Here is a 14,536-nt window from a genome sequence, read left to right on the forward strand (position 1 = left end):
CGGGGCTCCTCCGGGCGGCGGGCTGCGAAGATGGAGGGATGAGCGCTCTGCACGATCCCGACGTCCGCGGCTTCGCCTCCGACAACTACTCCGGAGTGCACGACGAGGTCCTCGCCGCGATCGCCGCGGCCAACGGAGCGCACCAGATCGCCTACGGCGAGGACGTCTACACCGAGCGCCTGCAGGAGGCGTTCCGCCGCGAGTTCGGCGAGCAGGCCCAGGCCTTCCCCGTCTTCAACGGCACGGGCGCCAACGTCACCGGCCTGCAGTCGATGCTGCCGCGGTGGGGCGCCGTCGTCTCGGCGGGCACCGCGCACATCACCTCCGACGAGGGCGGAGCGCCGGAAAAGGTCGGCGGGATCAAGATCCTCACGGTCCCCACGCCCGACGGCAAGCTGACCCCGGCGCTGGTCGACCAGGAGGCGTGGGGCTTCGGCGACGAGCACCGCGCCCAGCCGCTCGTGGTCTCGATCACCCAGTCCTCCGAGCTCGGCACCGTCTACACCCCGGAGGAGGTGCGCGCGCTCGCCGACCACGCGCACGGCCTCGGCATGCGGCTGCACATGGACGGGGCGCGCATCGCGAACGCCGCGGCCGCCCTCGGCCTGCCCCTGCGCTCCTTCACGACCGACGCAGGCGTCGACGTGCTCTCGTTCGGCGGCACCAAGAACGGCATCCTGCTCGGCGAGGCGATCGTCGTGCTCGACCCGGCGGCCTCGACCGGGCTGACCTTCCTCCGCAAGACCAACATGCAGCTGTCCTCCAAGATGCGCTTCATCTCGGCGCAGCTGCTCGCCCTGCTCGGCGACGGCGGCGAGGAGGAGCCCCTGTGGCTCCGCTCGGCCCGGCACGCGAACGCCATGGCGGCGCGCCTGCGCTCGGGGCTCGAGGAGGCGATCGCCGCCGGCCGGATCACCGGGCTCGAGTTCACGCAGCAGACCCAGGCCAACGCGGTGTTCGCGACGCTGCCGCCCGGAGTCGCGGACCGGCTCCGCGCCGCCTACCGCTTCTACGACTGGAACCCGGCGACCGGCGAGGTCCGCTGGGTCTGCTCCTTCGACACGACGGAGGACGACATCGACGCGTTCACGGCCGCGATCGAGCGCGAGCTGGCCGCGTGAGGGCCCGCCTCCCGCGCCTGGCGACGGTCGGCGCCGCGCTCGCCGTTCTCGTCGCGCTGACGGGCTGCACGTCGGCCGAACGCTCGGACGTCGCGGCCACCCCGTCGGCGTCCGAGACCGCCGCTCCGACTCCCTCCGCGACTCCGACGCCCTCGCCCACGCCCACGGCCTCGACCCGCCTGGGCTGCGACTCCCTCCTCCCCGCCACGCGGGCGGCCTCGGCGCTGGGGGTCTCCCGCAGCGCTCTCGAGGGCAGCCGCGAGGTGACGACGCGCTCCTCGGGCGAGCTGATCCGCGAGGCCGCGGAGGAGAACGGCGGAGTGCTCCGCTGCGCCTGGTACGACGAGGACGCCTCGATCACCGCGGCCGCGGTCGACGACGCCGCCGAGGCCTTCGCCGGCCGTCCGGGCCCGCGCCTCGAGACCGCCGTCGAGGCCTACGGCTCCTGCACCGACGGCAGCTGCGACCTGGACCTGCTCGCCGGCGCCACCTGGGTGACGCTGCAGCTGCGCGGCGCCCCCGCGGCCGTCGACCTCGCCGCGCTGGCGACCGGCACCGCCTCCGCCGCGCTCGGCACCCTCGACGAGCCGGTCACCGCGACGGCGCCCGTCTGCACCGAGGTCCTGACGGCCGAGCAGCTGTCCGGTGCCGCCGGTCTCGCGCAGGCGACCGCGGGGACGGGGACCGGGACGCCGACCACCGCGTCGGCCGCTGCCGCCGCCCGGGCCGGGTACGCCTCCTGCAGCTGGAGCGACGCCTCCAGCGCCGCCTACTCGGGCGTGACGGTCGACGCGCTCCCGAACGGCGACGACGGCTGGCGGAACCTCTCGCTGACCTCGGGCCTGGCGATCCCGCTCGAGCCGCTCGACGGCTTCGGCGAGAAGGCCCTCACCGGCTGCGCGGCGGGCGTCTGCGAGATCGACGCGCTCGCCGACGACGTGTGGTGGCGCGTGACCGTCACCGGCGACGCGGCGACGGCCGAGGCCGTCGCCCGCGCCGTGCTCGCGAACGCCTGACCCGCGGCGCCCCGCTCCTCCTCCGCGAGCGGGTCAGCGCCAGTACTCGTACCAGGACGACTCGCGGCAGCCGAGGGACGCGTAGAGGCGGCGGGCGCCGGCGTTCTCGGCGAGCACCTGGAGCCAGAAGCGCGCGACGCCCCGGCCGGACGCGTCCTCGAGGAGGGCGCGGACCACGGCGGAGGCGAGCCCGCGGCGCCGGGCGTCCGGGCGGGTCGCCAGGGCGAAGAGGCCGCCCCAGAGCTCGCCGTCCGGCGCCGTGACGAGCGCGAGGCGGCCGGTCGCGGCCGGGCCGTCCCCGTCGACGGCGAGAGCGTAGGAGGAGGGGCAGCCCGCGAGGATGCGCTCGGCGACCGCACGCTCCTCCGCTCCACCGCGACCGTCCACCGACCACCAGAGGGCGAGCCAGTCCTCGTCGGGAGCCGGGGCGAGCCGGACGCGAGGCCGCGGCGCGGATATCGGCGGCGCGGATACCGGCGGCGCGGATACCGACGGCGCGGACAGGGCGGCGAGCGCCTCCTGCACCGAACCCGTCAGCACGAGCGTCCGGTCGATCGGCGCGGCGCCCCGCTCGGCGAGCAGCCCGGTCAGACCGGCGGGGCTCGGCGGCCCGATCTGCACGAGGGGCGCGATCCCGTGCTCGCGGGCGAACGCCTCCGCCGCGTCGAGCGCCGCCTCCTGGTCGACGACGTCGCCGGACGCGAGCACCGAGTTCGCGCGCTTGGTGACTCCTGCGGAGGCGCGCAGCTCCCACGCGCCGAGGGGGCGCCGCACGAGCGCGGGCCAGGCGTCGGCGGCGAGGCGGTCGAGCAGGCGCGGATCCATCGGGCCACGGTAGCGGGAGCGGCGCCGGAGCCCTGTGGACGCCCCCGGAAACGGCTCCGGCCCGCAGGATCCGCCGCGGACGAGCCGAGCGGGATCCTGCGGGCCGGAGGCCGTGGAGGGACGAGCCCTACATGTTGATCATGTGCCCCTTGAGGCCGTGGAAGCCCTCCTGCAGCGCCTCTGACAGCGTCGGGTGGGTGTGCACGTTCCGGGCCAGCTCGGTCGCGGTGAGGTCCCACTTCTGGGCGAGCGTGAGCTCGGGGAGCAGCTCCGAGACGTCCGGGCCGATCATGTGGGCGCCGAGGAGCTCGCCGTACTTCTTGCTCGCGATGAGCTTCACGAAGCCGGTGGGCTCGCCGAGGCCGTGGGCCTTGCCGTTCGCCATGAAGGGGAAGGTCGAGACGGTGATCTCGTGTCCCTCGTCCGTCGCCTGCTTCTCGGTGAGGCCGAAGGAGGCGATCTGCGGCTGGCAGAACGTCGCGCGCGGCATCATCCGGTAGTCGCCCAGGGTCTGGGTCTCGGCACCGGCGAGGGTCTCAGCGGCGACGACGCCCTGCGCCTCCGCGACGTGCGCGAGCTGCAGCTTCGCGGTGACGTCGCCGATGGCGTAGATGTGCGGCACGTTGGTGCGCATGTGGTCGTCGATCGCGATCGCGCCGCGCTCGGTGAGCTCGACACCCGTCTTCTCGAGGCCGAAGCCCTCGGTGCGGGGGACCCAGCCGATCGACATGAGCACCTTGTCGACCTCGAGGGTCGACTGCGTGCCGTCCTTCGCGGTGTAGGTGACCGTGACGTAGCCGTCCTTGTCGACGACCGACTCGACCTTGGTCGAGGTCAGGATCTCGACGCCGAGCTTCTTGTACTGCTTCTGGATCTCCTTGGAGACGTCCGGGTCCTCGTTGGGGAGGGCGCGGTCCATGAACTCGATGATCGTCACGTCGACGCCGTAGTTCTTGAGGACGTAGGCGAACTCCATGCCGATCGCGCCCGCGCCCACGATGGCCATCGTGTCGGGGAGCTCGCGGGTCATGATCTGGGTCTCGTAGGTGACGACGTTCTCGGAGAGCTCGACGCCGGGGAGGAGGCGGACGCTCGCGCCGGTCGCGATGATCGCGTCGTCGAAGGTCAGCGACTCCGTGCCGCCCTTGCTCAGCTGCACGTCGAGGCCCTGCGGGCCGGTGAAGGAGCCGACGCCGTCGAACTCGGCGATCTTGTTCTTCTTCATCAGGAAGTGGACGCCCTTGGTGCGGCCGTCCGCGACCGAGCGGCTGCGGTCGAACGCCGCGCCGAAGTCGAACGAGACGTCGCCCGAGATGCCGAACTGCTTCGCCTGGGTGTGGAAGAGGTGGGCGAGCTCCGCGTTGCGCAGCAGCGCCTTGGACGGGATGCAGCCGACGTTGAGGCAGACACCGCCCCAGTACTGCTTCTCGACGACGGCGACGGACTTGCCGAGCTGGGCGGCGCGGATCGCGGCCACGTATCCGCCGGGGCCTGCCCCCAGGACGACGACGTCGAAGTGCTGGGCCATGGATGATCCTCCAGAGTCGTGGATGGTGGTGCGCGGGGTGACCACGCCGTCTCCCACCGTACCGTTCCGGGGCTCGGAGGCGGCCCGCTCCTCCGTGGGCGAACGCGCGTGCGGGCGCCTGCCGTGCGCGCGCGGGAATGCCCGCGGGGCGGGGACGGTTGGGCTCCACGGGCGACGGAGCCCCTCCCCCAGTCCCCCGCACGGAAGAAGCCCCGCGATGTCCGCCACCGCCTCCCGCACCGCCAGCACCAGCGCCCCGATCCTCGACGTCCTCGCGGAGCGCTGGAGCCCCCGCTCCTACGACGCGTCCGCGACCGTCTCCGACGAGACCCTCGCGTCCCTCCTCGAGGCCGCGCGCTGGTCCCCGTCCGCCAGCAACTCGCAGCCGTGGCGCTTCATCGTCGCCCGCCGCGGAACCGACGAGTTCGACCGCATCGTCGCGACGCTCGCCGGCTTCAACGGCGCCTGGGCCGGCTCCGCCGCCGTCCTGGTCGTCGCGCTGGCCGAGACCATCGACTCCGAGGGGAAGCCGCGCCCCTGGGCCGTCTACGACCTCGGCCAGTCGATCGCCCACCTCAGCGTCCAGGCGCACCACGAGGGCCTGCACGTGCACCAGATGGCCGGCTTCGACAAGGACGCCGTCCGCGCCGCGTTCGGCGTCGACGAGCGCTTCGACCCGGTGACGATCGCCGCGGTGGGAGTCGCGGCCGACGCCGACGCGCTGGCGAACGAGACCCTCCGCGAGCGCGAGACCGCGCCGCGCACCCGCCTGCCCCTCGAGGAGCTCGTGCTCGTCCAGGCGTAGCCCTCCGGCGGAAGGCCTCCCCCGTCCGCGGACCGGGGAGGCCTTCCGCGTCCCACCCCCTGTGTTACTCCCCGTGTCGGTCCCCGCTGTGCCGCCGGGAGCCTCTCCGTACGATCGGACGATCCGCCCGCCCGTCCCGCTGCCCGGAGAGACATGCCCGCCACCCCCGCCGCCCGCACGAGCCTGGCCTTCGACGCCGAGCTCGGCCAGTCGGCGTTCCCCGTGCGCTTCGAGGGGGTCGGCCGCACCTTCGCGCCCGGGTCCCCCGTGCTGACGGACGTGACGCTCGAGGCCGCCGCGGGCGAGGTCATCGCGATCCTCGGCCCGAGCGGCTGCGGCAAGTCCACGCTGCTGCGCATCGCGGCGGGCCTGGACACCGCCTCCGAGGGGTCCGTCCTCATCGACGGCGCCCCCGTCTCCGGCATCGACCCGCGCTGCGCGGTGGCGTTCCAGGAGCCGCGGCTGCTGCCCTGGCGGAGCATCGCCGACAACGTCGCGCTCGGCCTGCCGCGCGGCACCCCGCGCCCGGCGGCCCGCGCCGCCGTCGACGAGCTGCTCTCGCTGGTCGGCCTCACCGCGCACGCCCGCTCGCGGCCCCGCGAGGTGTCCGGAGGGATGGCCCAGCGCGCCTCCCTCGCCCGCGCCCTCGCCCGGAACCCCGGCGTGCTCCTCCTGGACGAGCCCTTCGGGGCGCTCGACGCGCTGACCCGCCTGCGGATGCAGGACCTGCTGCTCGACGTGCACGCGGCGGCTCCGGCGACGATCCTGCTCGTCACCCACGACGTCGACGAGGCCCTCCAGCTGGCCGACCGCATCGTGCTCCTCGGGCGCGACGAGCCCGGAGGCGTCTCGCGCATCCAGCGGATCGTCACCGTCCCCGGAGCGCGGCCGCGCGACCGCGGCTCGGCGGAGCTCGCCGAGCACCGGGCCGAGCTCCTCGCGGGGCTGGGCATCGAGCGGCACTGACCCCGGGCGGATCGACCCGCGTCCCTCCACCCGGGCGGCACGGTCCGGGCGGCACGACCTCCCTCCCCAGCCGCCTCCTCCTCCCGCTCTCCACCGCACGAGCACCTCCCCGCACCGCCCCTCCCCTGCAGCGTCCACACTCGCTGTCACCGCATCCCCGAAGCCGAGGCCCCCATGTCGTTCACCAGCTCCCCGCTCACCCGCCGCACCGCTCTCGCCGGTCTGCTCACCGCCGCCGCCGTCCCGCTCCTCGCGGGCTGCGTGCAGGGCGAGGGCGGAGGAGGAGCGGCGGCCGCGACCGCCGACGCCGCCTCCGGAGGAACTCAGGGCGGCACGCTCACGCTCGACTTCGCGACGTACAACCCGCTGAGCCTGGTCATCAAGGAGAAGGGCTGGCTCGAGGCCGCCCTCGCCGAGCAGCAGGTCACCGTCGCCTGGGTGCAGTCGGCCGGCTCCAACAAGGCCAACGAGGCCCTGCGCGCCGGAGCGATCGACGTCGGCTCCACCGCCGGCTCAGCCGCACTGCTCGCCCGCTCGAACGGCTCGCCGATCAGGACGATCGACATCTTCTCGCAGCCGGAGTGGTCGGCCCTCGTCGTCCCCGCCGGCTCGGCGATCACGTCGGTCGAGCAGCTCGAGGGCAAGCAGATCGCGGCCACCAAGGGCACCGACCCGTACTTCTTCCTGGTGCAGGCGCTCGAGGCCGCCGGCCTGGGCATCGGCGACGTGACGGTGCAGAACCTGCAGCACGCCGACGGCTGGGCGGCGCTGCAGAACGGCTCCGTCGACGCCTGGGCGGGCCTGGACCCGATCATGGCCGGCGCCGAGGCGGCCGGGGCGACCCTGCTCTACCGCAACGTCGACTTCAACTCCTACGGCCTGCTCAACGCGACCGAGAGCTTCCTCGCCGAGAAGCCGGACCTCGCGCAGACCGTCGTGAACGCGTACGAGCACGCCCGCGCCTGGGCGCTCGAGAACCAGGACGAGACGGCGAGCATCCTCGCCTCCGTCGCCGGCCTCGACGTGGCGGTGGCGACGACGGTCATCACCGAGCGCAGCAACCTCGACGTCGACAACGTCCCCGGCTCCGCGCAGACCGACGTGCTCGCCGTGATCGGCCCGATCTTCGTCGAGAACGGCGACGTCGCCTCGCAGCAGCAGGTCGACGACGCGCTCGACTCGCTGCTCGACGACACCTACGCCTCGGCGGCCGACCCGAGCGCCATCGGCGCCTGAGGGTCCGGCCCTCCGCCCCCGACCCCGTGATCCGAGGAGACCGACGATGACGATCCGCGACGACGACACCGCGACCGACGCCGATGTGCTGCGGCGGAGCGCGCTGTCCGCGCCGATGCCGGGTGAGCCCGGACTCGTGACGGCGGGCCCGTCGGTCGCGGCCTCCCAGCGCCGCCTCCGCGAGGACCGCTCCCACCCGCTCACCACGCGACGGTGGTTCGTGGTCGCGGGAGGCGCGATCCTGCCCGTGCTGCTGCTCGCCGCCTGGCAGATCGCGACGACGACCGGGATGGTCTCGGTGGCGGTCTTCCCCTCGCCCGCGATGGTCTGGGCGGCCGGCGTCGACCTCGCCCAGCGCGGCGACCTCGGCCAGGACGTCGCCATCTCGACGCAGCGCGTCCTCATCGGGTTCGCGCTCGGCTCGGCGCTCGGGCTCGTGGTCGGCGCGCTCTTCGGGCTCTCCCGCGTCTGGGAGGTCGTCCTCGGACCGACGCTCGGCGCGATCCGGGCGGTCCCGTCGCTGGCCTGGGTCCCGCTGCTGCTGCTCTGGATGGGCATCGGCGAGGAGTCGAAGATCACGCTGATCACGATCGGCGCGTTCTTCCCCGTCTTCACCACGGTGGCCACGGCGCTCGGCCACGTCGACCGGCACCTCGTCGAGGCGGGCCGCGCCTTCGGCCTCTCGGGCGTCCGGCTCTTCACGACGGTGCAGCTGCCCGCGGTGATCCCGTCCGTGATCTCCGGGCTGCGCCTCGCGCTCGCCCAGTCGTGGCTGTTCCTGGTCGCCTCCGAGCTCATCGCCTCCTCGATGGGCCTCGGCTTCCGCCTCATCGACAGCCAGAACAACGGCCGGATCGACCGGGTGTTCCTGGCGATCGTCCTGCTGGCCGTGCTGGGCAAGCTCACCGATGCCGTCGTCGGCGTGTTCCAGCGCTACGCCGTGAGGAAGTGGGCGTGAGCGCCGGGGAGGGAGCTCCGAGCGTGAGCGGGACGATCGCCAACCTGCTCGACGAGCACCGCCGGTTCCCCCCGCCCGCGGCCTTCGCCGCCCAGGCGAACGCGGGCGCGGAGGAGTACTCGCGCGCCGCCGCCGATCCGGTCGCGTTCTGGGAGGAGGCGGCCCGCCGCCTCGAGTGGGCGGAGCCGTGGCACACCGCCCACAGCTGGGAGCCTGCCGCTCCGCTGCCCGACGGCTCGCTCTCGGTGCCGCGCACGACCTGGTTCGAGGGCGGGCGGCTGAACGTGGCCGTCAATTGCGTCGACCGCCACGTGGACGCGGGACGCGGCGCGAAGACCGCCCTCCACTTCGAGGGCGAGCGCGGCGACCGGCGGTCGATCACCTACGCCGAGCTCCAGCGCGAGGTCTCCCGCGCCGCGAACGCGCTGATTGCGCTCGGGATCGGGAAGGGCGACCGCGTCGTCGTCTATCTCCCGGTGATCCCCGAGACCATCGTCATCACGCTCGCGATCGCGCGGATCGGAGCGATCCACTCGCTCGTCTTCGGCGGCTTCTCCGCCGAGGCGGTGCGGTTCCGCGTGGAGGACACCGGCGCGAAGCTCCTGGTCACCACGGACGGGCAGTTCCGGCGCGGAGCGGCGGTGCCGGTCAAGGCGAGCGCCGACCGGGCGGTCGAGGGCGTCGCGTCGATCGAGCACGTCCTCGTCGTCCGCCGCACCGATGAGACCGACGTCCCGTGGACCCCGGGCCGCGACGTCTGGTGGCACGAGCTGGTCGACGCGCAGAGCGACGTCCACGAGGCCGAGGCCTTCGACTCCGAGACGCCGCTGTTCATCATCTACACCTCCGGCACGACCGGGAAGCCCAAGGGGCTGGTGCACACCAGCGGCGGTTACCTCACGCAGGCCTCGTGGACGCACTGGGCGGTGTTCGACGCGAAGCCGGACGACGTGCACTGGTGCACCGCCGACCTCGCCTGGGTCACCGCGCACACCTACGAGATCTACGGACCGCTCTCGAACGGGCTCACCCAGGTGATCTACGAGGGCACCCCGAGCACCCCGCACACCGCCCGGCACTTCGAGATCATCGAGCGGTACGGGGTGACCGTCTACTACACGGCGCCGACGCTGATCCGGACGCTGATGACCTGGTTCCCCGAGGGCGTGCCCGCCCGGTACGACCTGTCGAGCCTGCGCCTGCTCGGCACCGTCGGCGAGTCCATCAACCCCGAGGCCTGGGTCTGGTTCCACGAGGCGATCGGCGGCGGACGCTGCCCGATCGTCGACACCTGGTGGCAGTCCGAGACCGGCGCCGCGGTGATGTGCCCGCTGCCGGGCGTCTCGACCCTCAAGCCGGGCTCGTCGCTCGGAGCCCTGCCCGGGCTCGGCGTCCTCGTGGTGGACGAGCACGGCGAGCGGGTGCCGAACGGCTCCGGCGGCTACCTCGTGGTCGACCGTACCGGGCCGGCGCTCGCCCGCACCGTGTGGGGCGACCCGGAGCGGTACCGCGACTCCTACTGGGCCCGCTACGCGTCCCAGGGGTGGTTCTTCTCCGGGGACGGCGCGAAGTACGACGCCGACGGCGACGTCTGGGTGCTCGGCCGCGTCGACGACGTCATCAACGTCTCCGGGCACCGCCTGTCCACGATCGAGATCGAGTCGGCACTCGTCGCCCATCCGGCCGTCGGCGAGGCCGGAGTCGTCGGAGTCGCCGACGCGACGACCGGCCAGGCCATCGCGGCGTTCGTCATCCCCTCCGACGAGGCCGTCGACCGCGCCGAGGAGGACCCGGCCTACTGGGCCGCGCTCGGCTCGACGCTCTCGGCGCTCCTGCGCGACCACGTGGCGGTCGCGATCGGTCCGATCGCCAAGCCGCGCGACGTGGTGGTGGTGCCGGATCTGCCCAAGACCCGCTCCGGCAAGATCATGCGGCGGCTGCTCGGCGACATCCGCGACGGCCGCCCGCTCGGAGACGTGACGAGCCTCCAGGACGACACCGTCCCGGCTCGCATCGCCCGCATCGTCGCCGAGCGCGGGTAGGCGCCGCGCCAGTCGGACGCGGCGGGCGGACCCTGTTTCGGGGAGGCGTCGGGAGCCTGCGCGTCCGCGGCGAGGAGGGGCCGCCGGGGAGCATCCGGAGTAGCGTGAAGCCGTGCGCGACGTCCAACAGCAGATCATCTCCGAGCTCCACGTCTCCCCCGCCGTCGATCCGGCCGTCGAGGTCGAACGGCGCAGCGGATTCCTCGCCGACTACCTCCGCAGCACCGGCGCGAAGGGCCTCGTCCTCGGCATCAGCGGCGGCCAGGACTCGAGCCTCGCCGGGCGCCTCTGCCAGCTCGCGGTCGAGCAGGTCCGCGCGAGCGGCGGCGACGCCTCCTTCATCGCGGTCCGCCTGCCGTACAAGGTGCAGGCCGACGAGGAGGACGCCCAGCTCGCCCTCACGTTCATCCGCCCGGACCGCCAGGTCGTCTTCGACATCCACCAGGGCGTCGACGGCGTGGCCGCAGCATTCGGCGACGCGGTCGACGAGCCGATCAGCGACTTCGTGAAGGGCAACGTGAAGGCGCGGATGCGGATGATCGCGCAGTACGCGATCGCCGGCCAGGCCGGGATGCTCGTCGTCGGGACCGACCACGCGGCCGAGGCGGTCACCGGCTTCTTCACGAAGTACGGCGACGGCGGCGCCGACGTCCTCCCGCTCACCGGCCTCACCAAGCGGCAGGGGCGCTCGCTCCTCGAGCACCTGGACGCACCGGCCCGGCTCTACGAGAAGGCGCCGACGGCGGACCTGCTCGACGACAACCCCGGCCAGACCGACGAGACGAACCTCGGGCTCACCTACGCCGACCTCGACACGTACCTCGAGGGCGGCGAGGTCGACCAGGCCGTCGCCGAGGCCATCGAGGCGCGGTACGCCGCGACCGAGCACAAGCGCCAGGTGCCGCTGTCGATGTTCGACGACTGGTGGCGCTGAGCCGCCGCTGACCGCTTCCAGCGGCCGGCAGCTCAGGACCGCACGGGGCCCCGCTGAGGCGGGGCTCCCGTGCGTCCGGCGCGGAACCGATGCGAGGACCGGACCCGCCGCGAGGTCAGGAGTCGGCGCGGGCGTTGTAGACGAGCACCTCGCCGGAGTCGACGGAGGCGCGGTAGGCGCGGAACACGTCGAGGGCCTCGTCGCGGAGCACGCCGTCGACGACCTCGATGCCGCGGGCCTCGAACTGCGCGGCCCAGTCCTCGCGCATCGGCCCCTCGTCGAAGGTGCTGATCTCCTCGAGCTCGGGGCCGGAGCCCGCGACGACCAGGCGGCGCACCCCCGACCACATCGTCGCTCCGTAGCACTGCACGCACGGGCGCCAGTTGACGACCAGGTCGTGCGCGGGGAGGCCCTCGCCGCCGAGGTCCCAGGTGCCGAGCGCGGTCTGCGCGAGACCGAGCGCCGTCACCTCGGCGTGGCCGGACGAGACCCCGCTGCCGAGGACGACGTTCACTCCGACCGAGACGAGACGACCGGAGTCGCGCTCGACGACGATCGCCGCGAACGGGCCGCCGTTCCCCTCGCGGAAGTTACGGTCGGCGAGCGCGTGCACGAGGGCCATCCGGTCCTCGAGGCTCGGGAGGACCTCGGGGACGTCGCGGAGGGCGTCGCCGATCCAGGCGGGCAGGGCGATCTCGTAGCGGGTGGCGACGCGGTCGATGTCCATGGGTCCTCCGGGAGACGGGGCGGGGCGGGGCGGCGGGCGGAGAGGGATGCGCGGCAGGCACGGCACAAATGACGCGCGGGCGGCGGCGGCCGTCGCCCCTCAGCCTCGCAGTGCCGAGCGCCGGAGACGGAATCGGCCCGGCGCGTCGACGCGGAGGTCAGGCGAGGAGGGCCTCGCCGAGCGCCGCGGCCTGCGCCGCCCAGAAGCGCTTCGCCACGCCGGTCCGGCGGAACAGGGCGTCGAAGCCGTGGAAGGCGCCCTCCACGATCTCGAGCCCGCACGGCACTCCGGCCGCGCGCAGGCGCTCGGCGTAGCGGACGTCCTCGTCGTGGAAGAGGTCGAGGCCGCCGACGCCGATCCAGGCCGGCGGCAGGCCCGTGAGGTCGTCGCGGCGGGCGGGGGCGGCGTAGGCCGTGACGCCGGGGCCGCCGGGCTCGCCGGCGAGGTAGGCGGTCCAGCCGAAGCGGTTGCTGCCCGGGGTCCAGACGCGGACTCCGCGCGGAGGAGGACCGGGCCGGGTGACGGTGCGGTCGTCGAGCATCGGGTAGACGAGCAGCTGGAACGCGGGCTGCGCTCCTCCGCAGTCGTGGGCGAGGAGGGTCGCACCCGCGGCGATGCCGCCGCGCGCGCTCGCGCCTCCGACGGCGATGCGCGCCGGGTCGACGCCGCGCTCCTGCGCGTGCTCGACGAGCCAGTCGAACGCGGCCAGCACGTCCTCGACGGCAGCCGGGGCCGGATGCGCGGGCGCGAGGCGGTAGTCGACGGAGACGACCGTGATGCCCAGGGTGCGGGCGAAGTCGATGCAGGACGCCTCGTCCTGGAGGTGGCTGCCGAGCACCATGCCGCCGCCGTGCACCCAGAGGAGCGCGGGAGCGGTACCGCGGAGGATGCGCGGCCGATAGCTGCGGGCCCGGACGGGAGCGGCTCCGGCGACGGGGATCTCGACGTCGTCGACCACGATGTCGGGCGGAGCGTCGCCTCCCTCGGCGGCGCGTCGCGTGGCGAGGCGCAGCAGTCGCGGGCCGAGGACGATCGGCGGGAGGAAGCGGCCGAGCGCGAGGTCGGGGTGGAAGAGGGGCGCCGTCGCGGCGGTGCGGGCTGACGCGGTCATGCGCGGGAGGCTACTCCTCGCGACCGTGCCGGCGCCCCTCGGCGGGACTACGGACGCACGAGGGTCTTGATCGCGCGGCGCTCGTCCATGGCGGCGTACGCCTCGGCGATCTCCTCGAGGGGCAGCTCGAGGTCGAAGACCAGACCGGGCTCGATCGCGCCGCTGAGCACGTCGGGCAGCAGCTCGGCCATGTAGCCGCGGACCGGCGCGACTCCGCCGTTGACGCCCACGTTCGAGCCGAACATCTGGCGGACGGGCAGCTCGGGGCCTCCGTTGGGGACGCCGACGTAGCCGACCATGCCGCCGGGGCGGGCGGAGTCGAGGGCCTGCTGCATCGACTCCTTGGTGCCGACGCACTCGAGCACGCAGTCGGCGCCGATCCCGCCGGTCAGCTCGCGGACGCGCGCGACGCCCTCGTCGCCGCGGGTCTCGACGATGTGGGTCGCCCCGAAGCGGCGGGCGAGGTTCTGCCGCGACTCGTGCCGCGACATCGCGATGATCGTGGTCGCGCCGAGGCGCTTGGCCGCCAGGACGGCGCAGAGGCCGACCGCGCCGTCGCCGACGACCGCGACGGTCGAGCCAGCGGTGACGCCGGCCGAGACCGCGGCGTGGTGGCCGGTCCCCATCACGTCGGCGAGGGTGAGCAGGCTGGGGATGAGCGCCGGGTCCGGGTCGATGCCCACGCGGAAGAGCGTGCCGTCGGCGAGGGGCACGCGCACCTTCTCACCCTGGGCGCCGTCCGCGAAGCCCTCCTCGCGGACCTCGGCGCCCCACCAGCCGCCGGTGAGGCACGAGGTGGAGACGCCGTTCGCGCAGTTCGCGCAGGTGCCGTCGCAGACGTAGAACGGGGCGATCACGAAGTCGCCGACCGCGACGTCGTGCACGTCGTCGCCGATCTCCTCGACGACGCCGACGAACTCGTGGCCGATGCGGTGCGCCTCCTTGGTGGGCGTGACGCCGCGGTAGGGCCAGAGGTCCGAGCCGCAGACGCAGGCCGCGGTGACGCGGACGATCGCGTCGCGCCCCGTCGAGAGCTGCGGGTCGGGGACCTCCTCGAGTCGGATGTCGCGCTCGCCGTGGATGAGTGTTGCTCGCATGGGTGCTCCTGGTCGGGAGGGGGGTGGGGTCGGCGTCCACGGTACGCCCGCGATTGGCCGCGGGTGCCGGAGAGGCGGGGGCTTGCACGAACGCGCGCCGACGCGGCACGGGTGGAGAGCCGGGGCACGGCCGGGGGCGGTCCGGCGCGGGGCGGGAGGCGTCCTGCCGG

Annotated in this window: 13 protein-coding genes; 8 read left to right on the forward strand and 5 right to left on the reverse strand. The window is 74.0% G+C overall.

Annotated elements, in window-relative coordinates; translation table 11 throughout:
- Window positions 1–38 precede the first annotated feature (38 nt).
- On the forward strand, window positions 39–1,121 hold the full coding sequence (locus tag C5C44_RS09170) for a low specificity L-threonine aldolase (protein ID WP_104222816.1): 1,083 nt from the start codon (window positions 39–41) through the stop codon (window positions 1,119–1,121).
- Complete coding sequence (locus tag C5C44_RS17015; RefSeq protein ID WP_181132777.1) at window positions 1,118–2,137, forward strand: hypothetical protein; 1,020 nt, start codon at window positions 1,118–1,120, stop codon at window positions 2,135–2,137. The genes C5C44_RS09170 and C5C44_RS17015 overlap by 4 nt, the downstream gene beginning before the upstream one ends.
- 33 nt (window positions 2,138–2,170) lie before the next feature.
- Here C5C44_RS17015 and C5C44_RS09180 read toward each other — a convergent pair whose 3' ends face one another.
- Window positions 2,171–2,962, reverse strand: a complete 792-nt coding sequence (locus tag C5C44_RS09180; RefSeq protein WP_104335730.1) for a GNAT family N-acetyltransferase — start codon at window positions 2,960–2,962, stop codon at window positions 2,171–2,173.
- A 127-nt stretch (window positions 2,963–3,089) separates the two neighbouring features.
- A complete protein-coding gene (gene lpdA, locus C5C44_RS09185) occupies window positions 3,090–4,490 on the reverse strand; it encodes a dihydrolipoyl dehydrogenase (protein ID WP_104222818.1) in 1,401 nt (466 codons plus the stop codon).
- A gap of 217 nt (window positions 4,491–4,707) precedes the next feature.
- Between lpdA and C5C44_RS09190 the strand changes: the two genes are divergently transcribed.
- The 6 genes from C5C44_RS09190 (at window position 4,708) to nadE (ending at window position 11,431) form a co-directional block, all read left to right on the forward strand.
- Window positions 4,708–5,295, forward strand: coding sequence for a nitroreductase family protein (locus tag C5C44_RS09190; protein WP_104335731.1), 588 nt, complete (start codon window positions 4,708–4,710; stop codon window positions 5,293–5,295).
- Between the two features lie 153 nt (window positions 5,296–5,448).
- Window positions 5,449–6,261, forward strand: coding sequence for an ABC transporter ATP-binding protein (locus C5C44_RS09195; protein WP_104222820.1), 813 nt, complete (start codon window positions 5,449–5,451; stop codon window positions 6,259–6,261).
- 174 nt (window positions 6,262–6,435) lie between these two features.
- Window positions 6,436–7,497 carry an aliphatic sulfonate ABC transporter substrate-binding protein gene (locus C5C44_RS09200; RefSeq protein ID WP_104225735.1) on the forward strand — a complete coding sequence of 354 codons (1,062 nt, stop codon included), beginning with the start codon at window positions 6,436–6,438 and terminating at the stop codon, window positions 7,495–7,497.
- A 46-nt stretch (window positions 7,498–7,543) separates the two neighbouring features.
- Entirely contained in the window at window positions 7,544–8,455 is a 912-nt protein-coding gene (locus tag C5C44_RS09205) for an ABC transporter permease (protein ID WP_244229541.1), read from the forward strand.
- Window positions 8,456–8,478: 23 nt separating this feature from the next.
- Window positions 8,479–10,497 (forward strand): acetate--CoA ligase, encoded by a 2,019-nt coding sequence (acs, locus tag C5C44_RS09210; protein ID WP_104222846.1) that lies wholly within the window; start codon window positions 8,479–8,481, stop codon window positions 10,495–10,497.
- A 112-nt stretch (window positions 10,498–10,609) separates the two neighbouring features.
- Entirely contained in the window at window positions 10,610–11,431 is an 822-nt protein-coding gene (gene nadE, locus C5C44_RS09215) for an ammonia-dependent NAD(+) synthetase (protein ID WP_104225736.1), read from the forward strand.
- A gap of 115 nt (window positions 11,432–11,546) precedes the next feature.
- Here nadE and C5C44_RS09220 read toward each other — a convergent pair whose 3' ends face one another.
- The 3 genes from C5C44_RS09220 to C5C44_RS09230 all read right to left on the reverse strand — a co-directional run bounded on the left by C5C44_RS09220 (window position 11,547) and on the right by C5C44_RS09230 (window position 14,366).
- Window positions 11,547–12,158 (reverse strand): nucleoside deaminase, encoded by a 612-nt coding sequence (locus tag C5C44_RS09220; protein WP_181132780.1) that lies wholly within the window; start codon window positions 12,156–12,158, stop codon window positions 11,547–11,549.
- 157 nt (window positions 12,159–12,315) lie between these two features.
- Window positions 12,316–13,269 carry an alpha/beta hydrolase gene (locus C5C44_RS09225; protein WP_104335732.1) on the reverse strand — a complete coding sequence of 318 codons (954 nt, stop codon included), beginning with the start codon at window positions 13,267–13,269 and terminating at the stop codon, window positions 12,316–12,318.
- A gap of 47 nt (window positions 13,270–13,316) precedes the next feature.
- Window positions 13,317–14,366 (reverse strand): zinc-dependent alcohol dehydrogenase family protein, encoded by a 1,050-nt coding sequence (locus C5C44_RS09230; protein WP_104222823.1) that lies wholly within the window; start codon window positions 14,364–14,366, stop codon window positions 13,317–13,319.
- Window positions 14,367–14,536 lie beyond the last annotated feature (170 nt).

The organism is Rathayibacter sp. AY1F6 (genome assembly GCF_002932035.1).
Classification (GTDB): domain Bacteria; phylum Actinomycetota; class Actinomycetes; order Actinomycetales; family Microbacteriaceae; genus Rathayibacter.